The following is a 21,314-nucleotide window of genomic DNA, read 5'->3' as shown; positions in this document are numbered from 1 at the left end:
TCACACGCCTCTACTTACGTTGATCGTCAACCGTTACACCTTGCGGCGGGGTAAAGGTGAATTTAGAGGGTTCAATCGCACCATTCTGCTGAGATTTCAGCTGATAGCTGCTGCGCTGATCGTCTTGTTCAACGGCGCTGAACTGGTGGATCGTCCCGTCACGCCCAACATTGATAGTAAACTGCTTAAGGTTACCGCTGCTGGTTTTTGGCGTCAGCACGAAATCATCGCCATTTTGCTTAATATTGTACTGCTGCCAGTCGCTGGCCTGGTTACGCGCAATCAGCATGAACGGTGTGTTGCCCGTGGCATCTTTCAGCCATGTCGCAGTCGCCTGCTCAACAAACGGGTTAAAGAACCACAGCGTTTTACCATCGGAAACCAGGATGCTCTCGTCAGGCTGCGTCATATGCCAGTTAAACAGATTGGGACGTTTAACCCATAAGTCACCCTGACCTTCCTGCACCGCCGCACCGCTACCGTCCGTGACCTTCTGAGTAAAGCTGGCATGGAAGCTACTGACTTTATCCAGGCGGCTTTTCAGGTCGCTGGCAGCATCTGCCCAGACGCTGCTCACCACAAAGCTCGACAATAATGCACAGGTGATTGCGATTCTTTTCATTGTTATTCCTCAAAATACGTCACTCCCAACGGGGAGATCCCTCTGCTATCCATTTCAGGCCAAAAATCAGCATGAGGAAAGTAGAAAATACTGAATTACTTAACTTTGCAATCATTCGAAGGGCGGTGGAGCCAGCACTTCACGATTACCATTATGCCCTTGCTCGCTGACAATTCCCTGCGCTTCCATCTGTTCGATGATACGCGCCGCTCGGTTGTAACCGATACGGAACTGACGCTGGACGCCGGAGATTGAGGCTTTGCGTTTCTGGGTGACAAAGTTTACCGCCTGATCGAACAGCGGATCCAACTCTTCGCCACCATCAAAACCGCCACCGCCGCCTTCGCTTTCGCTGTCAGACGTTATGCCGTCAACGTATTGTGGACGACCGCGCGCTTTCCAGTCCTGAACCACAGCGTGAACTTCTTCATCGCGTACAAAGGCGCCGTGTACTCGCACTGGGATCGTTGAGTTTGGTGCGGAATAAAGCATGTCACCCATACCCAACAGCGATTCCGCGCCGCCCTGGTCAAGGATGGTACGCGAGTCAATTTTACTGGACACGGTAAAGGCGATACGCGTTGGGATGTTCGCTTTAATCAGACCAGTGATAACGTCAACCGACGGTCGCTGGGTCGCCAGCACCAGGTGGATCCCCGCCGCACGCGCTTTTTGCGCCAGACGAGCAATCAGTTCTTCCACCTTTTTACCCACGGTCATCATCAGGTCGGCGAATTCATCCACCAGCACAACAATATACGGCAGTTTTTCCAGCACCGGATGCTGAACATCCATACTGTCGCCCGGCTTCCAGTACGGGTCCGGAATCGGACGCCCCATACGGGCGGCTTCAGCAATTTTTTCGTTATAACCGGCAAGGTTACGCACACCAAGCGCCGACATCAGCTTGTAGCGACGTTCCATTTCATTGACGCTCCAGCGCAGGGCGTTGGCAGCATCTTTCATGTCGGTCACAACTTCAGTCAGCAAATGCGGAATGCCTTCATAAACCGACAGTTCCAGCATTTTCGGGTCAATCATGATAAAGCGAACGTCTTCCGGCTGCGCCTTGTATAACATGCTGAGGATCATGGCGTTCACCCCAACCGACTTACCGGAACCGGTTGTCCCTGCCACCAGCAAGTGCGGCATTTTCGCCAGATCGGCAACCACGGGTTCGCCCGCAATATCTTTACCCAGTACCACGGTCAGCGGAGATGAGTTATCACGGAATTTGGCGTTATCCAACACTTCGCGCAGATAAACGGTTTGACGTTTTTTGTTGGGTAACTCCAGCCCGACATACGGTTTGCCCGGAATGACCTCGACCACGCGTACCGCTGCGGTCGACAATGAACGCGCCAGATCTCGCGACAGGTTGGAAATACGCGCCGCTTTAACTCCAGGCGCAAGATTAAGCTCAAAGCGAGTAATAACCGGACCAGGAGAGTAGTTCACCACATCGGCTTTAATGCGGAAGTCCGCCAGACGAGCCTCCACCAGACGAGCCATTTGCTCCAGAGCAAAAGTATCTATCGGCTCAACCTCACTCGGCGGCGGCGTGAGCAGATCCAACGATGGCAGCGGCGTACTTGGACGGTGCGCCGGACGACTGTCGCCATTACGCATCAGGAGCGGATGGATCAGACTATCCTGCGGCGGTGGTGTAACAGGCTGCGCCGGCTGCTGATAATGCTGCTGCGGTGCGACTGGCTGCGCCGGCTGCTGATAATGCTGCTGTGGTGCGACAGGCTGCGCTGGCTGCTGGTAATGCTGCTGCGGTGCGACTGGCTGCGCTGGCTGCTGGTAATGCTGCTGCGGTGCGACAGGCTGCTGGTACTGCGGCGCAGGCTCCGGCATTACGCCTGGAGTAAATAGCGGCTCATGTGGACCATCATCCACCAGCGTTTTCATTGGCGAAAATTCAAAGTCATCAAGCGAGAACGGATTCGCTCCGGCAGGCTGTTCACCGGAATAGCGCTGCTGCTGGGAAGAGGCAAACTGGCGTGCCAGTTCTGCTTCTGCGGCTGAATCATCATCAGTCTGACTGGCATCATCCTGATACTCGTCGCCATAGCGGTGCTGCTGCGACTGGGCGAACTGACGCGCCAGCTCATCTTGCTGCATTGCGTCAATTTCTTCGTCACTGTACGCATCTGTATCAAGATGCTCTTCGCGCGCTTTCTCTTCAGCCATACGTTGTGACGGCAGTTTTATGCCATACGACGCCAGCTCCCGACGAGTAGGCACGCGCACACGATTCGGACGCGGTAACTGCGGACCAATCCCCTCTTTCACCTGTGGACGCGGCGCACCGCTACCCGCAAGACTAAAGACAGGTGCTGCGGCAGCCGCACCCGCCCCTAAAGCGGCGTTTTTCACCCCGGCGGCCAGCGGCGCAACGGCAGCAACTGACTCAACGGGCGGTATGGATGCTGCCGTCGGCATAGACGGCTTAACACGTTCAGGCTCCTGAGCAGGCTCTGGAATCGGCTGATACCAGGCAGCCAGTTGCTCGCGCTCACGTGCACGTTTCTCTTCAACTTCTTCAAAATAGTAGAGTGGCGGACGAGTCGGTTTAGCCTCTTCAACCACCGGCTCAGGTTCCACTACAGGCGGTTGTTCAACCGCAGGCTGCTGGAACGCGGCGTTTTGTTGAAAGGTTGATTCCGGCTGATAAACAGGTTGCTGCACGGGCTCCGGCTGATAAGCAGGTTCCGGCTGCCAGTTGTGCTCCGCGGTAAATCCCTGCGGCTGCGGACTCTCCTCCACTACCGGCTGCTGCCATGGTTCATACTGCTGCTGCACCGGTGGCTGAGCGTAGTGGGCTGGCTGAGGATAACCCTCAGGCGCTGGCGCAATCACCGCATCACCGGTTTGCGGACCAGGCACGGCTTGCCAGGCTACGGCTGGGGCCGGTTGTTCCATAACGGTATTGGTCACTGGCGATGTTTGCAGCAGCGGATCAACCGGTGCGCTCCAGGCCTGAGCTGCCGTTGTCGCTGCCGCTGCGGCGGCAACTGGCTCTGTCACCGAATGACCATTCAGCAGTGGGTCAAGTTCGTCATATTCAGGCAGCGTCGCACGATTACCGGAGAACAGCACATCGTTAGGATCGGCAACAACGCCACGAGCGCTGTATTCAATTTCGTCTTCATCATCCATGCGTTTGCCGGAAAACAGCGCGGCATCAGTATGACGGCCAAGCGGGTTGGTAAATTTCTCCGCCAGACGCTTACGGCGCGCTAACGCACCGCGCAGAATACGCGCCCGACGCGATTCATGAGGTTTGCCATCAGCGGTGTCGAAAGACTCATCTTCATCTTCATATTCTTCGTCATCGACCCAGGTATCGTCGCGGCGGGTACGGTTGCTGGCAAACGTCAGGATATTGAGTAACCAGCCGCCCAGTTTTTCCGCAATGCTCACCCATGACCAGCCGGTAAACAGCGTTAATCCCGCAGCCCAAATGCACAATAGCGTCAGCGTACCGCCGCTACTGTGCAGTAATGGTTGCAACGTGGTGCTGAGCAGGCTGCCGATCACGCCGCCAGAGGCGAAATACCAGATGTCATCGGCATTGATTGCGGCAAGCCCGCAGGAGGTAAGGATCAGCGCCAGAACGCCAATAATACGCAGCGAAACGGCAAAATAATCGACGTATTCGTCGCTGGCCTGGTGTCGCCATGCAAACCAGCAGCCGCCGACAATGATGACGGGAATGGTGTAGGCCATGACGCCAAAAATAAAGAACAGTGTGTCTGCCAGCCATGCTCCGGGTATTCCCCCCAGATTATGGATAGGTTCGTGCCACGCGGTTTGCGACCAACTGGGATCCGAAGGGTTAAAGCTGAGTAAGGCAGCCATCAACCAGACGGCAAAAAGGGCAATAAGGATCAGTAGCGCTTCCAGGAGTCGGCGCCCGCTGCTTAACTTCGTCAATGTGACGTCTTTGTCTTCAGTGTATTCCTGGCTCAAAAACGGCTCTCCAGGTTTCAGGCTTTTCCTGCCCGATGCTAAAACGGACAACAGCACCAGGTTACCCCGGCACTGTTGCTGTATGGATTAACAGGAGTGTAATCAAACTGCGTCGATTTTGCACCTGTTCCGTGTTAGCGCGTCTTAATTACCAGACGATTGCTCTGTTTGACTTCTTCCATTACGACATAAGTACGTGTGTCATTCACGCCAGGCAGACGCAGCAGGGTTTCCCCCAACAGCTTACGGTACGCCGACATATCCGGTACGCGTGTTTTCAACAAATAGTCGAAATCACCGGAAACCAAATGACACTCTTGAATTTCTTCAAGTTTTTGTACTGCAGAGTTAAATTGCTCAAACACATCCGGGGCGCCACGATTCAGAGTAATCTCAACAAAAACCAGAAGTGATGCATCCAGATAATGCGGGTTTAACAGCGCTGTATAGCCCTGAATAAAACCCTGTCTTTCCAACCGACGCACACGCTCAAGGCAGGGCGTTGGTGAAAGTCCCACACGTTTAGAAAGCTCGACGTTAGAAATACGCCCATCCTTTTGCAGCTCATTAAGAATGTTACGATCGATACGGTCGAGATCTTTGCCAGGGCGCTTCTTACTATCTACCATTATTATTGTCTCTCTGTATTCCTTCCCTACTCCTGCCTGACTCTACCAACATCACTGTTCAGAGTCGCTACCCATCAAAATAAACCGCAACCCAGAGGGATTTTCGGTTTGTAATGCCTGGGCTTATGGTGAGAAGACCGTTGCCTGTCGGCGGCTATCGACATCACGAATGGCATCTGTCCACACCATGCGTAGATTTCGCTAACACGGTAAACATGGTATCTACATGCATGATTATGCAGCACATACATGACACATTTTTTTTCTTCCTTGACTGTTTTCGCAAAACAGCAGGTGATTGTCAAAGCAAAACATCGATTTTTAGTACAACATGCCAGTTATTCATTCGCAGTGATGGAAAATCGTCATTTTATCACCTTATAACTGACCGATTTTTAGTAGAAATCGTTATAGTATTACGACTTATTCCCCCGCTCATCGGTTTCTGCTATTACACATATTGTTAACAAAATCGCCATACTCTTTTTTTACGCCTGTAAATTCCCTACAATCCTGCTCATTGCCTGCCAACAACTATGGGGATCTCATGGGCGCAACCAAACACAGTAAACTTCTTATTCTGGGCTCAGGCCCTGCGGGATATACCGCTGCGGTCTACGCTGCACGCGCTAACCTGCAACCGGTACTGATTACCGGTATGGAAAAAGGTGGTCAACTGACCACAACAACAGAAGTGGAAAACTGGCCTGGCGATCCGCACGATCTCACTGGCCCGCTGCTGATGGAGCGTATGCACGAACATGCGACCAAATTTGATACAGAAATCATTTTTGATCACATCAGCAAAGTTGATCTGCAAAACCGCCCTTTCCGTCTGACCGGCGATAGCGGAGAGTACACCTGTGACGCACTGATCATCGCTACCGGCGCTTCAGCACGTTACCTGGGCCTGCCTTCAGAAGAAGCATTCAAAGGCCGCGGCGTTTCCGCCTGCGCAACCTGCGACGGTTTCTTCTACCGTAACCAAAAAGTTGCGGTGATTGGCGGTGGCAACACTGCGGTTGAAGAAGCGCTGTATCTGGCGAATATCGCATCTGAAGTGCATTTGATTCACCGTCGCGACAGCTTCCGCGCTGAGAAAATTCTCATCAAGCGTTTAATGGATAAAGTTGAAAACGGCAACATCGTGCTGCACACCCACCGAACGCTGGAAGAAGTAACCGGCGATCAAATGGGCGTAACCGGGCTGCGCCTGCGCGATACGCAAAACACTGACAATGTGGAGTCACTTGACGTTGCCGGATTGTTTGTCGCTATCGGTCACAGCCCGAATACCGCCATTTTCGACGGTCAGCTTGAACTGGAAAACGGCTACATCAAAGTTCAGTCCGGTATTCACGGTAATGCCACACAAACCAGCATTCCGGGGGTCTTCGCAGCCGGTGACGTGATGGATCATATTTATCGCCAGGCGATCACCTCTGCGGGCACGGGCTGTATGGCCGCGCTTGATGCAGAACGTTATCTCGACGGTCTGGCGGACGCTTGCAAATAAGTTTTACAAATCAGTAACAAAAGTAAAAAAGGCGACTATAAGTCGCCTTTATTTTTGCCTCGTTGTAACATTGCCCTGCCCAAATATTCCAATAACTCACCTGCTAAGCGTGCAATGAATAAAACCCGTCAAAAAGAGCTGACCCGCTGGTTAAAACAGCAAAGTGTAATTTCCCAACGATGGCTGAACATTTCACGCCTGTTGGGGTTCGTGAGTGGTCTGTTAATCGTCGCTCAGGCCTGGCTCATGGCCCGCATTCTGGACCATATGATCATGGCCAACATTCCCCGAGAGGCGCTACTGCTTCCGTTCATCGTGCTGGTATTGATTTTCATCCTGCGGGCATGGGTCGTCTGGTTACGCGAACGGGTCGGGTTTCACGCAGGGCAACATATTCGCTTTGAAATTCGCCGCCAGGTGCTTGACCGTCTGCAACAGGCAGGTCCGGCCTGGATACAGGGCAAACCGGCCGGGAGCTGGGCCACGCTGATCCTGGAGCAGATTGACGATATGCATGATTACTATGCACGTTATCTGCCGCAAATGGCGCTGGCCGTATGCGTCCCATTATTGATTGTGGCGGCGGTATTCCCGTCAAACTGGGTAGCCGCCCTTATTCTGCTCGGAACAGCCCCGCTGATCCCGTTATTTATGGCAATGGTCGGAATGGGCGCTGCCGATGCTAACCGCCGCAATTTTCAGGCTCTTGCCCGCCTCAGCGGTCATTTCCTCGATCGTCTGCGGGGCATGGAAACGCTAAGAATATTTGGTCGCGGTGAAGCCGAAACGGAAAGCATCCGCGCTGCGTCGCAAGATTTCCGCCAGCGCACCATGGAAGTCCTGCGCCTGGCGTTCCTGTCATCCGGTGTCCTTGAGTTCTTTACCTCTCTGTCTATTGCGCTGGTGGCGGTTTACTTCGGTTTTTCCTACCTCGGAGAACTCGATTTCGGCCACTACGGGACAGGCGTCACGCTGGCAGCAGGCTTCCTCGCGCTCATTCTGGCGCCGGAGTTTTTCCAGCCCCTGCGCGATCTGGGCACGTTTTATCACGCCAAAGCGCAAGCCGTGGGTGCAGCTGATAGTCTGAAAAACTTCATGGAAACCCCGCTGGCTCATCCAGAGCGTGGCGACATTGAGCTGGCGACGAAAGACGCCGTTTCACTTGAGGCACACGATCTGATTATCACTTCGCCGGAAGGTAAAGTGCTGGCCGGCCCGCTCAACTTTACCCTGGCAGCCGGTCAACGCGCGGTGCTGGTTGGACGTAGCGGTTCCGGTAAAAGTTCGCTGCTTAATGTCCTGTCCGGTTTCCTCTCTTATCGGGGATCGCTGCGAATTAACGGCTTTGAGCTTCGCGACCTGTCACCTGATTCCTGGCGTAAACAGCTGTCATGGGTCGGGCAAAATCCGCAGCTTCCTGCCGCCACGTTACGCGAAAACGTTCTGCTGGCTCGCCCCGATGCCAGCGAAGAACAGCTACAAGCCGCACTCGACAGCGCCTGGGTCAGCGAGTTTTTACCGCTGCTGCCGCAGGGCGTGGATACGCCAGTAGGCGATCAGGCGGCCCGACTTTCCGTCGGGCAAGCGCAGCGCGTTGCCGTTGCTCGTGCCTTACTCAATCCCTGTCAGTTACTGCTGCTGGACGAACCCGCCGCCAGCCTTGATGCGCACAGCGAACAACGCGTGATGCAGGCGTTGAACGCGGCATCTCGCCGCCAGACCACGCTGATGGTAACGCACCAGTTGGAAGATCTTGCCGACTGGGACGCTATCTGGGTGATGCAGGATGGACAGATCGTTGAACAAGGTACCTGGACCGAACTTAGCTCAGCCAACGGGGCTTTTGCGACATTACTGGCTCATCGTCAGGAGGACATCTAAATGCGCGCTTTGCTACCTTATCTGACGCTGTATAAACGCCACAAATGGATGTTAACGCTGGGGATCGTTCTGGCGATCGTCACGCTGCTGGCAAGTATTGGTTTGCTGACGCTTTCAGGGTGGTTCCTGTCGGCTTCTGCGGTGGTTGGTGTCACCGGGATTTACAGCTTTAACTATATGCTCCCTGCCGCAGGCGTACGCGGCGCAGCGATCACCCGCACCGCGGGACGTTATTTCGAACGACTGGTCAGCCATGACGCAACATTCCGTGTGCTGCAGCATTTGCGTGTTTATACCTTCAGCAAACTGCTGCCGCTCTCCCCTGCGGGCCTGTCCCGTTATGGACAGGGTGAATTACTTAACCGCGTGGTGGCTGATGTCGACACGCTCGATCATCTGTACTTGCGCGTGATCTCCCCGCTGGTGGGGGCTTTTGTCGTCATCATGGTGGTCACGCTGGGGCTAAGCGTTCTCGATTTCACGCTGGCTATCACCCTCGGCGGTATTATGCTGCTGACCTTATTTATTCTGCCCCCACTCTTTTATCAGGCAGGCAAAAGCACCGGACAAAGTCTGACGCATCTGCGTGGGCAATATCGTCAGCAGTTAACCTCCTGGCTACAGGGCCAGGCTGAATTGACCATTTTTGGCGCCAGTGAACGCTACCGCGCTCAAATGGAAGCCACCGAGCTGCAATGGCACGAAGCCCAGAGGCGCCAGTCTGAATTAACGGCGTTGTCGCAGGCGGTCATGCTGTTAGTTGGCGCGCTGGCGGTAATTATGATGCTATGGATGGCCTCAGGCGGCGTGGGCGGTAACACCCAGCCAGGCGCACTGATCGCGCTGTTTGTCTTCTGTGCACTAGCCGCGTTCGAAGCGCTAGCGCCTGTCACCGGCGCGTTTCAGCATCTCGGCCAGGTTATTGCCTCTGCGCTGCGCATCACCGAACTGACCGAACAGCAGCCAGAAGTGACCTTCCCGGATGCGGGTTCCTCGGTTTCAGAGCAGGTAACCCTTACGCTACGCGATATGTCATTCAGCTATCCAGGACAGGCGCAAAAGGCGCTCGATACACTTTCCCTGCAGGCCAACCCCGGTGAACACATTGCGATTCTCGGTCGCACCGGCTGTGGTAAGTCAACATTATTGCAATTGCTAACCCGCGCATGGGATCCGCAGAGTGGCGAGATCCTGATTAACGAACAGCCGATTGCGACCCTTAGTGAAGCCACGCTGCGCCAGAGTATCAGCGTCGTGCCACAGCGCGTGCATCTGTTCAGCGCTACGCTTCGCGATAACCTGTTGCTGGCGGCACCGCACGCCAGCGATGACGCCTTAACCGCGATGTTGTGCCGCGTCGGTCTGGACAAACTGCTTGAGGATGATGGACTCAACGCATGGCTGGGCGAAGGCGGTCGTCAGCTTTCTGGCGGCGAGCTCCGTCGTCTGGCTATCGCCCGCGCCTTATTGCACGATGCTCCGCTGATGCTGCTGGATGAACCCACCGAAGGGTTGGATGCCACAACGGAAAGTCAAATGCTTGAATTAATTAGCGATGTCATGCGCAACAAAACCGTATTAATGGTTACACATCGTCTGCGTGGGCTGTCACGTTTTGATCAAATAATAGTAATGGACAACGGACAAATTATTGAGCAAGGTAATCACGCAGATCTGTTAGCCAGGCAGGGGCGTTATTACCAGTTTAAGCAACGTCTGTAAGCTATTATTGAACGATCAAACTCGCGTAGTGGAGTTTCGCTGTCATGCGCCTGGTGCAACTGTCCCGCCATTCCATAGCCTTCCCGTCACCGGAAGGCGCTTTACGCGAGCCTAACGGTTTATTGGCGCTTGGCGGCGATCTCAGCCCTGCCCGCCTGCTGATGGCCTATCAGCGCGGTATTTTCCCATGGTTTTCACCTGGCGACCCCATCCTTTGGTGGTCGCCCGATCCGCGCGCCATTCTTTGGCCCGAGAAATTTCACCTCAGCCGCAGCATGAAACGCTTTCATAAAAATTCGCCTTATCGCGTGACGCTCAATTACGCGTTTGGTCAGGTGATTGAAGGCTGCGCGAATGACCGGGAAGAAGGCACCTGGATAACGCATGATGTGGTGGATGCTTACCATCGCCTGCACGAACTGGGGCATGCCCACTCAATTGAGGTGTGGCGACAAAATGAATTAGTGGGCGGTATGTATGGCGTGGCGCAAGGTACGCTGTTTTGTGGCGAATCGATGTTCAGCCGTCAGGAAAATGCGTCGAAAACCGCACTGCTTGTTTTTTGCGCTGAATTTATCCGTCAGGGCGGAAAATTAATCGACTGCCAGGTATTAAATAGCCACACAGCCTCGCTGGGCGCCGTCGAAACACCGCGTCGGGAGTACCTTGAGCACCTGAGCAGACTGCGCCAGCAGCGGCTACCGAACCATTTCTGGATTCCCAGGATGTTATTTTCACCTCAGGAGTGAATGTTTTCGGCACATTTTTTGTCGGGGTGTTATAATTGTCGCGCAGAGTTGGTTTAGCCCATTACCCCGCCGCCGTTAAGGAACAGTTCGCGTCAGGCAACGCCTATCGTTTATCTCCTCGTTCCCTTACACGTTGCGCTTTAAGTGCGGCTTTGCCGTGTGTGGATAGAGTAATGCGCCAAACCCGATTTGCTGTGTTTTAAACGCACAAATCTTTACTTATTAAAAGAACTTCGGCATTATCTTGCCGGTTCAAATTACGGTAGTGATACCCCAGAGGATTAGATGGCCAAAGAAGACAATATTGAAATGCAGGGTACCGTTCTCGATACGTTACCTAATACCATGTTCCGCGTAGAGTTAGAAAACGGTCACGTGGTTACTGCACACATCTCCGGTAAAATGCGTAAAAACTATATCCGCATCCTGACGGGCGACAAAGTGACTGTTGAGCTGACCCCGTACGACCTGAGCAAAGGCCGCATTGTCTTCCGTAGTCGCTGATTGTTTTTAACGCCCGAATGGCGTCCAGATAATAAAAGGTCGGTTTAACCGGCCTTTTTTGTGGGCTGAAGCCTGGTATTTAATCCTCAATCATCCGCGCATATTCTTCCGTTAAGAAATCCACTAATGCGCGCACTGACGGTAATAATCCCCTGCGTGATGGAAAGACTGCGTGAATAATTTCTCGCTTAGGTTCCCAACCGTCGAGCAACGCCACCAACTCACCCGCAGCTAATTGATCTTTTACCATTAACTGTGGAAGTTGAACAACACCTACACCGGCGACTGCGGCTTCGCGTAACGCCAGCATATCGGTGGTGATCATACGCGGCGTGAAATGCACCTCCGCCCGCGCGCCCTGCGGGCCGAATAACTCCCAACGATGCACATGTTTACCAGAGGCCAGACTCAAACCTGGCCAACGGGTCAGCTCTGCCGGAGAGTGTAGCGCCCCCATCTGCTCAATTAACTGCGGGCTGGCATACAAGCGATGTCCTCTGTCCGCCAGGACGCGCATCACCAGGTCGCTATCCTCAAATGGCCGAGGTCTGACGCGAATCGCCACATCCAGACCTTCTCCAACGACGTCAACACGACGGTTAGTGGCCTCCAGTTGTACTGATACGTCAGGATAACGTGCCATAAAACGGGCAAGCATTGGCCCGATATGCACATGCAGCAACGTAACAGGACAAGTCAGCTTCACAACGCCACGCGGTTCAACCTGTAACGCGGCAATGGCATCCTGCGCCGCCTGCGCCTCCACCAGCATCGCCTTACAGTGTTCGTAAAAGGTTTGCCCGACTTCAGTCACGTTAAATTGCCGGGTGGTTCGCTGAATCAGCCGTACCCCCAGCCTCTCTTCAAGTTGCGCTATCCGTCGGCTCAGTTTTGATTTTGGTTCATCAAGCGCCCGACCCGCCGCCGCGAATCCCCCTTCCTCTACAACATGCACAAACCATGCAAAATCATTGAGATCCGGCCTTGTCATTTCATTGTCCTATTTTTGAGACAGTGAGAGCTATTTTAGCTACTACCCAGCTCGCTGTCATGAATATAAGCTTATTCACATCAAAACAACGCCACTGAGGAGACACATATGAAACAAGTAACAGGCGTCTACACCGCACCTCGCCCACACTGGGTTGGCGATGGATTTCCGGTTCGCTCGATGTTCTCTTACCAGTCTCATGCTGAGCAATTAAGCCCGTTCCTGCTGCTTGATTACGCGGGTCCGCATACGTTCACGCCGGGTAACGAAAAACGCGGCGTAGGTGAACACCCTCACCGCGGTTTTGAGACGGTGACTATCGTTTACAGCGGCGAAGTTGAACACCGTGATTCAACCGGTCGCGGCGGCATTATCGGCCCTGGCGATGTGCAGTGGATGACCGCTGGTGCAGGAATATTACACGAAGAGTTCCACTCCCCGGAATTTACCCGTCAGGGCGGTGAACTGGAAATGGTGCAACTGTGGGTCAATCTGCCGGCAAAAGACAAAATGGCCGTACCGGGTTATCAGGGCATCAGCAGCGATGTTATTCCCACCGTCGCCTTGCCCGATGATGCAGGCAGCGTTCGCGTGATCGCGGGTAGTTATCAGGATACGAAAGGCCCGGCACACACCTTTTCACCGCTGAACGTCTGGGATATGCGCCTGCAACGTAATCATCCGCTGACGTTGTCCCAGTCTGAAGGGTGGAGCACCGCTCTGGTGGTATTAAAAGGGAATATCACCGTAAACGGCACCACGCCTGCCAGCGAAGCACAACTGGTAGTGCTAAGCCAGCAGGGGAAAACGCTACACATTGAAGCCACCAGCGACGCCAGCGTGCTGCTGCTGTCTGGCGAACCGTTGAACGAGCCGATTGTAGGTTACGGTCCGTTTGTGATGAATACGAAACAAGAAATCGCTGAAGCCGTCCGCGATTTTAACTCCGGCCGCTTTGGCCAAATCTGAATCGAAGGAGAAGAATATGTCCAGTCCTGCAAACTTTAATGGTTCACGTCCGGTCATCGATGTGAATGATTCCGTCATGCTGCTTATCGATCATCAGAGTGGGCTGTTCCAGACCGTCGGCGATATGCCCATGCCGGAACTGCGTGCGCGTGCCGCCGCGCTGGCTAAAATCGCAACCCTGGCGAAGATGCCGGTAATTACCACGGCATCGGTACCGCAGGGGCCTAACGGCCCGTTGATCCCAGAGATCCATGCCAATGCGCCACATGCCCAATACGTAGCACGTAAAGGCGAAATCAACGCCTGGGATAACGAAGACTTCGTGAAAGCGGTCAAAGCTACGGGTCGTAAGACGCTGATTATCGCCGGTACGATCACCAGCGTGTGCATGGCTTTCCCGGCCATCAGCGCGGTTGCTGAGGGCTACAAGGTCTTCGCAGTGATCGATGCTTCCGGTACTTACAGCAAAATGGCGCAGGAAATCACCCTGGCACGTGTTGTTCAGGCTGGCGTGATACCGATGGATACCGCCGCCGTCGCTTCTGAAATTCAGGGGACATGGAACCGTGAAGATGCCGCTGAATGGGCGGAAGTGTATACCAAAATCTTCCCGGCTTATCAGTTGCTGATCGAGAGCTATAGCAAGGCCCAGGAAGTCGTGACCAACGGCGAAAAACTGGACTCGCAGCGCTAATCATATTCTCCGCGCCTGTCCGGGCGGAGGAATATGTACATTGCGTAACCAAACGAGAGTTAACACGTAAATTCTGCTTGACCGTTTTAGCGCAACTCCCTATAGTAGCGCCCCGTTGCCCCCCAAGCGGTCAGGCAGCAATACAATATGGTGAGGTGTCCGAGTGGCTGAAGGAGCACGCCTGGAAAGTGTGTATACGGCAACGTATCGGGGGTTCGAATCCCCCCCTCACCGCCATATTCGAGAAAGAGCTCGTACGTAAGTACGGGCTTTTTTTTCGCATGTTGCACGCCTGCGGGGGGATGAGAAGCCCCGACCGGGGTTCGACCACTGGCGCAGCCAGTTGGACAGACTGAGAGCGCAGCGAACAGGCTGCCCGAAGGGCGAGCGAAGCGAGTCAATCCCCCCCTCACCGCCATATTCGAGAAAGAGCTCGTACGTAAGTACGGGCTTTTTTTTCGCATGTTGCACGCCTGCGGGGGGATGAGAAGCCCCGACCGGGGTTCGACCACTGGCGCAGCCAGTTGGACAGACTGAGAGCGCAGCGAACAGGCTGCCCGAAGGGCGAGCGAAGCGAGTCAATCCCCCCCTCACCGCCATATTCGAGAAAGAGCTCGTACGCAAGTACGGGCTTTTTTTTCGCATGTTGCATTTGCCGGATGCAGCGCATGCGCCTTATCCGGCCTACATTTCAACATCTCTGCGTAGCCTGATAAGCGTAGCGCCATCAGGCATGTCGGTTATTGTCGGCTGAGCAGTGTTAACACTTCGTAATGCGCGGTATGTGGGAACATATCAAAAAGTTGGACGCGTTCAATGCGATATCCAGGCAACTCGTGGATATCCTTCGCCATGGTTTGTGCATTACAGCTGGAGTAAACGATAAAACGCGGCGCCATGCGGGAGAGAAAATCGCACAGCGGCTTCCCAATCCCCCGACGAGGCGGATTCACCAGCACCAGGTCCGGCACTTCTCCCTGCGCGGTAGCAAACTGGGTTGAATCCAGCGCCTGAAAATGCAGATTCTGCAACCCAAGCTCCTGCGCCGACTGTTTCGCACAGGTAATGGCCTCTGGCGCAATTTCAATACCCGTCAGTTTCATCTGCGGCGTGGCGCAGTGCAAACCAAAACCCCCGACGCCGCAAAACAGATCCCACATGTGATTAACCGGAAGCTGTCGCACCCAGTCGCGCGCCGTGGCATATAAATACCCAGCCACCACGGGGTTGGTCTGGAAGAAGCTCTGTGGGCGTATCCACAATGGCACATCGTTAAAGCGTTCAGCCAGCGCCTGTTGTTCCGTCAGGTAGATTTCGCTCTCCCCTTCCATAATCGCCATATGCACAGGTTGAATATTGGCGGTGATCACTTTTAACTGCGGAAGCTGGGCCTGTAACCATGGCAGCGCCGTACGCAGTTGTGCCAGTTTCGCATCGGAGCGCAGAACAAAACGCAGCATCATACCGCCATCAAACCGGCTTTCCGTTAACAGCAGATATTTCAGCTCCCCGCGTTTGCGCGCCACGTTATAGGGCGTCAACCCCGCACGGGCGATAAACGGTTTTAGTGCGGCAAACACCGGCGCAAAAGACTCAGGATAGAGCGGACACTCGCACAAATCCTCCGGCGTACCGTCACGATGCAACATCCCCAGCAGCGGTTTTTCCACGCTGCCGCTGACCACCATTTTGGCTTTATTACGAAAAGCGCTCTCCGGGCCGCTGACCGGCGCGCACCATTCTCCGACCGGATAAGCGGCCAGCAGATTCTGCAGATCGGCTGTTTTGGCGAAGAGTTGATCGGCGACAGGCTGCGTTATCCACTGACAAGAGCGGCAGCGTTCGGCGTCATAAAGTGCGCACTGCATACAAAAACCTAAAAATTAACAGGGGGCGAAGATTATACACGTTATTGCAAGCGGAAGAACCGCCTGCTGGACGCAGGAACAAACAGCAGTAGCAACACCAGCATATCCGGTAATTTTTGCATTACCAGCGTATGCAGGATTTCACGTCTGGACTCTCCCGCAATACTGAACAGTTCCGGATATCCATAGCCCAATGAGGCCGCCCACAGATAGACGCTGGCGATAATCTGGGTCAGTAGATAGACCCAGCGTGCCCAGTTCCGACCTTTAACCAGCGAAAATGCGCAGTAAATTTCGATAAACAGCAGCACCAGGCTACCCAGAAATACCAGCGTCAAATTCCAGGTCTGGACGCTGCGATGAATAAACTCGCTGGTTCCGCGAAACCCGAGCGTATTAAAAATCATCAACAGATCGAGACAGCGGATCATGATAATAGCCAGCGCCGCCACCTGCACTAAAGTAGGGACGTTTAAACGGGCATGTGATGTGGATGATTTCTTAAAAAATCCCAACGCGTCGTCTTCCATGAAAACGGCGCAGCCACCGCAGCTGCGCCGTATAGACAGGTTGGCAGATTTTAGTTTTTTCAGCCGCGTCTTGCACGTTGGATATCGCGAATCCGTTGTTTTTCTGTTCGCGCCATCAGATACCACGCGATAAATCCGATAATTCCTACCACGCCAAGTATCAACGTCGCCAGCGCGTTGATCTCCGGATTGACCCCCATACGTACGCTGGAGAACACCAGCATGGGTAACGTTGTGGCGCCAGGACCAGAGACAAAACTGGCAATGACCAGGTCATCGAGCGACAGCGTAAAGGCCAGTAACCACCCTGAGATCACCGCCGGCATAATCATCGGCAGCGTGATGACGAAAAAGACCTTCAGCGGCGTGGCGCCAAGATCCATCGCCGCTTCCTCAATGGAGTGATCCAGTTCGCGTAAACGCGAGGAAATCACTACCGCCACGTACGCTGTACAGAATGTGACGTGCGCCAGCCAGATGGTCAACATACCGCGATCCGCTGGCCAGCCGATGGCGTGCGCCAAAGCCACAAACAGCAGCAGCAGCGACAAACCGGTAATGACATCCGGCATCACCAGCGGTGCGGTGATCATAAAGGCGAAACCATTTGATCCACGAAAACGACCAAAGCGCACCATCACCACGGCGGCGATGGTACCGAGAATTGCCGCCATCGTCGCAGCGCAGGCGGCAATCGTTAAGCTCATGCCGACGGCGCTTATCATCGCGCTATCGTGGAAAAGCTCACCATACCAACGCGTTGACCACCCCGCCCAGACCGTCACCAGCTTTGAGCTGTTAAACGAGTAGATAACCAACATCAGCATCGGCGCGTACAGGAAGGTAAAACCCAGTACCAGGATAAAAATACGCCACGGTGAGCGAACGACCGGTAAGTTATTCATCCGTGTTCCCCCACGCTTTTTTGCTGATATTTATGGAACCACATGATCGGCACAATCAGTAACAGCAGCATAATAATGGCGACGGCAGAAGCCACCGGCCAGTCACGGTTATTGAAAAACTCCTGCCAAAGCACACGCCCAATCATGATGCTGTCCGGGCCGCCCAGCAGTTCCGGGATCACAAACTCCCCAACCGCCGGGATAAACACCAGCATTGACCCGGCAATAATCCCGCCCTTGGTCAACGGCACGATCACGCTAAAGAAGGTTTTCAACGGTCGGGCGCCTAAATCCAGTGCAGCTTCCACCAGCGAGTAATCAATACGCGTCAGCGCGGTATAAATCGGCAGCACCATAAAGGGCAAATAGGCGTAAACAATACCGATATAGACCGCCAGATTGGTGTGCAGAATCGTCAACGGTTGGTCGATAACGCCCAGCCACATCAGAACGTTGTTCAGGACACCGTTATTTTTCAGGATCCCCATCCAGGCGTATACGCGAATCAAAAATGACGTCCAGGACGGCAGGATCACCAGCAGCAACAGAATATTGCGTGTCGAGGGTTTGCTGTGCGCGACCGCCCATGCCAGCGGATATCCCAATAGCAGGCAACAGACAGTCGAAATCCCCGCTACCTGCAAAGATTGCAGATACGCATCAAAATAGAGCGGATCGTCCGTCAGTTGCAGGAAATTGCCTAAATTGAGGGTGATGGATAACTGATCGTCAGCCCATGAAATGAGGTCGGTATACGGCGGAATAGCCCGCGCCATTTCAGCCAAACTGATTTTGAAGACGATCAGAAACGGCAGCAGAAACAGGAGCATCAGCCACACATACGGCAGCGCGATGACCAGCTTGCGCCCGTGCTTCATTTGCAGCCGCGACATAAACAGCGTGAAACGCCCCACGTTATCCACGCGCGCCGGAGGTTCAAGTGTACTCATCTTCGCTCCTTAAACCGTCAACACCACACAGCTGTCCGCATCCCAACATAAACGGACTTCGTCACCCCAGGTGGGTAATCCCTTGCGATAACGATGTTCATTTTGTAGCTGAGCGCTCAGCATCTGGCCGCTTTTCAAACGTACGTGGTACACCGACAAATCCCCCAGATAGGCAATATGCACCACTTCGCCTACCGCGAAGTTATATCCCTCTGGCGGAGGGGCTTCGCAGAGCATGATTTTTTCCGGGCGCAGCGCAACATACACCGGGACGTTATCGACAACGGAAGCGTCTGCGTCCACTTTCAGCGGATGTACCAGTCCTGGAGACTCAATAACCAGACCATCTTCCTGACGTTCTTTCAGCAGCCCCTCAAAGACGTTAACCGAACCGATAAATTCTGCACTGTAACGCGTAGTCGGATGCTCGTAGATCTCTTCAGGCTCGCCGATCTGGACAAATTTTCCACGGTTCATGATCGCAATGCGGCCCGCCATCGTCATGGCTTCTTCCTGATCGTGCGTCACCATAACGCAGGTCACGCCGACACGTTCAAGGATATCCACCACTTCCAGTTGCATGCGGTCACGGAGCTTTTTATCCAGCGCCCCCATCGGCTCATCCAGCAGCAGCAGCTTCGGGCGTTTCGCCAGGCTACGCGCCAACGCCACGCGCTGACGCTGACCGCCAGAAAGCTGATGCGGCTTACGTTTGGCGAACTCCTGCATATGCACGAGTCCCAGCATCTCACTCACCCGGCTGGCGATTTCAGTCTTCGGCAGCTTGTCCTGCTTGAGGCCAAAGGCAATATTCTGCTCTACCGTCATGTGCGGAAACAGTGCATAGGACTGAAACATCATATTAATCGGACGCAGATAAGGCGGGACATGCGCTAAATCGACGCCATCAAGCATAATTTGCCCGGTTGTTGGCTGTTCAAATCCCGCCAGCATCCGCAACAGGGTCGATTTACCGCAGCCGGACGCACCGAGCAGAGCAAATATTTCGCCTTTGTAGATAGTAAGATTGACGTCATCAACGGCGTGCTGACCGTCAAAGGACTTGGTCAGGTTGCGAATTTCAAGCAGCGGGGTCAGCGCCTTGCGGATTTTCGCTTGTGGGCGTGGGGTTGCATCATTCAATTAGGCGCTCTCCGGCATAAAACAAAGAAACGGTGCAAATAACGCACCACGGTGGTGCGTATTGCCGGGTTATATGTGTCCGGGTTCAACACTGCCCGGCAGGCGTAAATCCTGCCGGGTCACGTCCCGTACATCGGGTTATTTCCCGCTTTTTACCTTCGTCCAGGCGCGAGTACGTACACGGTCGATCTTCGGATCCTGTACTTTCAGCGTGAACAGCTTGGCGCGGACATCGGCAGGCGGGTAAATGCCCGGGTTGTCGCGAACGTCCTGGCTGACCAGTGCTGTCGCTTCTTTGTTGGCATTGGCATAGAACACGTGGTCAGAAATATGCGCAATTACATCAGGGCGCAGCAGGTAGTTGAGGAACTGATAGGCTTCGTCTTTGTTTTTCGCATCGGCAGGCATCGCGAACACATCAAAGAAGGCCATCGCACCTTCCTTAGGAATTGAGAAGGAAATATTGACGCCATTTTTCGCTTCTTTCGCCCGGTTTGCCGCCTGCCATACATCCCCGGCCCAGCCAATCGCCACGCAGGTATCACCGTTTGCCAGGTCGTTAATGTACTGCGAGGAGTGGAAGTAGCGAATATTTGGGCGCAGTTTCAACAGCAGATCGGTTGCCGCTCCGGTGTAATCATCCGCTTTGGTACTGTTTGGATCTTTACCCAAATAATTTAGCACGGTGGCAAACACTTCTTCGGGCGCATCGAGGAAAGAGACGCCGCAGCTTTTGAGTTTTTCCAGATTTTCTGGCTTGAGGATCAGATCCCAGCTATTAACCGGCGCATCCGGCCCCAGTACCGCTTTCACTTTATCCACGTTATAGCCAATACCGGTTGTTGCCCACATATACGGCATCGCAAACTTGTTGTCCGGATCGTGTTTACCCACCAGCTTCAGCAATTCAGGATCGAGGTTTTTCCAGCCAGGCAATTTGCTCTTATCCAGCGGCTGGAAGACGCCCGCGGTCAGTTGACGCTCAAGGAAACTGGCGGATGGAACGACAAGGTCAAAGCCGGTACTGCCAGCCATGAGCTTACCTTCCAGCACTTCATTGGAATCAAATACGTCATAGATAACTTTAATTCCGGTCTCTTTTTCAAAATTAGCCACCGTATCTGGGGCAATATAATCAGACCAGTTATAAATATGCAGCGTTTTTTGTTCAGCAGCGAGCGTGCCAGCAGAGATGGCCATCAGAGCACCCGCAACCAGGCCTGGTAACCATCGTTTATTTAAGGCGGTCATAATCTCTTTCCTTCTGAAAGTTCGTTAACAAACGAACAAAAATGTCACACTCTAATGATATGCAAGAAACGTGCATATTCTTTCAAGCGGCACCCATGAAAAGAGAGGCCTCTCCTCACGCCGCTATTGCGCGCTGGTATCCCCCCATGCATTCAATATGCATTGTGGCCACAGGTCAGGCCACAAGGGGCTGTTTGAATGATGACGTTGATAAGCTTCGCAAGAATAACTTTAGCCAGGATTTGTGGATATAGCCCAGATTAAAAAACGTCTTTTATCAATTTTTTATGCATGAATTGTCTATGACATACAGCGGAAGGCGCTGAATGGAGGTGAATAATTCTTTAATGAACGGTTAAATGCAGAATAAAAACAGGCAATACGCAACCGCTTTGGCAGCGGCTGCGCAATA

General features: G+C 53.7%; 17 protein-coding genes, 1 tRNA gene, 2 other RNA genes and 1 pseudogene. 11 read left to right on the top strand and 10 right to left on the bottom strand.

Annotated features, from left to right (window positions below; translation table 11 throughout):
- Positions 1-10: 10 nt before the first annotated feature.
- From lolA to lrp, 3 genes are all read right to left on the bottom strand, one after another.
- The gene (gene lolA, locus GPJ68_RS08275; protein WP_003831898.1) at positions 11-622 is read right to left on the bottom strand and encodes an outer membrane lipoprotein chaperone LolA; all 612 of its coding nucleotides are present in this window, start codon (positions 620-622) and stop codon (positions 11-13) included.
- Between the two features lie 111 nt (positions 623-733).
- The gene (ftsK, locus tag GPJ68_RS08270) at positions 734-4,600 is read right to left on the bottom strand and encodes a DNA translocase FtsK (protein WP_104651576.1); all 3,867 of its coding nucleotides are present in this window, start codon (positions 4,598-4,600) and stop codon (positions 734-736) included.
- 134 nt (positions 4,601-4,734) lie between these two features.
- Complete coding sequence (gene lrp, locus GPJ68_RS08265) at positions 4,735-5,229, bottom strand: leucine-responsive transcriptional regulator Lrp (RefSeq protein ID WP_002439523.1); 495 nt, start codon at positions 5,227-5,229, stop codon at positions 4,735-4,737.
- A 547-nt stretch (positions 5,230-5,776) separates the two neighbouring features.
- Between lrp and trxB the strand changes: the two genes are divergently transcribed.
- The 6 genes and pseudogenes from trxB to infA all read left to right on the top strand — a co-directional run bounded on the left by trxB (position 5,777) and on the right by infA (position 11,601).
- A complete protein-coding gene (gene trxB, locus GPJ68_RS08260) occupies positions 5,777-6,745 on the top strand; it encodes a thioredoxin-disulfide reductase (protein ID WP_016152427.1) in 969 nt (322 codons plus the stop codon).
- 114 nt (positions 6,746-6,859) lie between these two features.
- Positions 6,860-8,626, top strand: coding sequence for a cysteine/glutathione ABC transporter permease/ATP-binding protein CydD (gene cydD, locus GPJ68_RS08255; RefSeq protein ID WP_104651575.1), 1,767 nt, complete (start codon positions 6,860-6,862; stop codon positions 8,624-8,626).
- The gene (gene cydC, locus GPJ68_RS08250) at positions 8,627-10,348 is read left to right on the top strand and encodes a cysteine/glutathione ABC transporter ATP-binding protein/permease CydC (protein ID WP_104651574.1); all 1,722 of its coding nucleotides are present in this window, start codon (positions 8,627-8,629) and stop codon (positions 10,346-10,348) included.
- 44 nt (positions 10,349-10,392) lie between these two features.
- Complete coding sequence (aat, locus tag GPJ68_RS08245; RefSeq protein ID WP_180837231.1) at positions 10,393-11,097, top strand: leucyl/phenylalanyl-tRNA--protein transferase; 705 nt, start codon at positions 10,393-10,395, stop codon at positions 11,095-11,097.
- A pseudogene (locus GPJ68_RS08240) lies at positions 11,098-11,455 on the top strand (hypothetical protein).
- The gene (gene infA, locus GPJ68_RS08235) at positions 11,383-11,601 is read left to right on the top strand and encodes a translation initiation factor IF-1 (protein ID WP_002211347.1); all 219 of its coding nucleotides are present in this window, start codon (positions 11,383-11,385) and stop codon (positions 11,599-11,601) included. The pseudogene GPJ68_RS08240 and the gene infA overlap by 73 nt, the downstream one beginning before the upstream one ends.
- Positions 11,602-11,680: 79 nt before the next feature.
- Here the strand turns inward: infA and GPJ68_RS08230 are convergent, their stop codons facing one another.
- The gene (locus GPJ68_RS08230; RefSeq protein WP_016152423.1) at positions 11,681-12,592 is read right to left on the bottom strand and encodes a LysR family transcriptional regulator; all 912 of its coding nucleotides are present in this window, start codon (positions 12,590-12,592) and stop codon (positions 11,681-11,683) included.
- 108 nt (positions 12,593-12,700) lie between these two features.
- Here GPJ68_RS08230 and GPJ68_RS08225 point away from each other — a divergent pair, with 108 nt between their 5' ends.
- From GPJ68_RS08225 to GPJ68_RS08205, 5 genes are all read left to right on the top strand, one after another.
- Positions 12,701-13,561 carry a pirin family protein gene (locus GPJ68_RS08225; protein ID WP_016156102.1) on the top strand — a complete coding sequence of 287 codons (861 nt, stop codon included), beginning with the start codon at positions 12,701-12,703 and terminating at the stop codon, positions 13,559-13,561.
- Between the two features lie 16 nt (positions 13,562-13,577).
- Complete coding sequence (locus GPJ68_RS08220; protein ID WP_016156101.1) at positions 13,578-14,255, top strand: isochorismatase family protein; 678 nt, start codon at positions 13,578-13,580, stop codon at positions 14,253-14,255.
- A 149-nt stretch (positions 14,256-14,404) separates the two neighbouring features.
- Positions 14,405-14,492 (top strand) — tRNA-Ser (locus tag GPJ68_RS08215).
- Between the two features lie 44 nt (positions 14,493-14,536).
- Positions 14,537-14,673: non-coding RNA, RtT sRNA (locus tag GPJ68_RS08210), on the top strand.
- A gap of 44 nt (positions 14,674-14,717) precedes the next feature.
- Positions 14,718-14,854: non-coding RNA, RtT sRNA (locus GPJ68_RS08205), on the top strand.
- Positions 14,855-14,995: 141 nt separating this feature from the next.
- On the opposite strand, the gene rlmC is transcribed toward GPJ68_RS08205, so the two are convergent.
- The 6 genes from rlmC to potF form a co-directional block, all read right to left on the bottom strand.
- A complete protein-coding gene (gene rlmC, locus GPJ68_RS08200; RefSeq protein WP_104651572.1) occupies positions 14,996-16,123 on the bottom strand; it encodes a 23S rRNA (uracil(747)-C(5))-methyltransferase RlmC in 1,128 nt (375 codons plus the stop codon).
- Between the two features lie 41 nt (positions 16,124-16,164).
- A complete protein-coding gene (locus tag GPJ68_RS08195; protein ID WP_016152418.1) occupies positions 16,165-16,653 on the bottom strand; it encodes a YbjO family protein in 489 nt (162 codons plus the stop codon).
- Positions 16,654-16,712: 59 nt separating this feature from the next.
- A complete protein-coding gene (potI, locus tag GPJ68_RS08190) occupies positions 16,713-17,558 on the bottom strand; it encodes a putrescine ABC transporter permease PotI (RefSeq protein ID WP_016152417.1) in 846 nt (281 codons plus the stop codon).
- Positions 17,555-18,508 (bottom strand): putrescine ABC transporter permease PotH, encoded by a 954-nt coding sequence (potH, locus tag GPJ68_RS08185; RefSeq protein ID WP_016152416.1) that lies wholly within the window; start codon positions 18,506-18,508, stop codon positions 17,555-17,557. The genes potI and potH overlap by 4 nt, the downstream gene beginning before the upstream one ends.
- Positions 18,509-18,517: 9 nt before the next feature.
- Positions 18,518-19,651: a putrescine ABC transporter ATP-binding subunit PotG gene (gene potG, locus GPJ68_RS08180; RefSeq protein WP_049040678.1), complete on the bottom strand. Its 1,134-nt coding sequence runs from the start codon at positions 19,649-19,651 to the stop codon at positions 18,518-18,520.
- A 138-nt stretch (positions 19,652-19,789) separates the two neighbouring features.
- Positions 19,790-20,902 (bottom strand): spermidine/putrescine ABC transporter substrate-binding protein PotF, encoded by a 1,113-nt coding sequence (gene potF / locus GPJ68_RS08175; protein WP_104651571.1) that lies wholly within the window; start codon positions 20,900-20,902, stop codon positions 19,790-19,792.
- Between the last annotated feature and the right edge of the window lie 412 nt (positions 20,903-21,314).

The sequence above is a fragment of the Citrobacter sp. 172116965 genome (assembly GCF_013458095.1).
Classification (GTDB): Bacteria; Pseudomonadota; Gammaproteobacteria; order Enterobacterales; family Enterobacteriaceae; genus Citrobacter; species Citrobacter braakii.
Note: the sequence above shows the minus strand (reverse complement) of the source record. Positions and strands in the feature narration are given on the sequence as shown.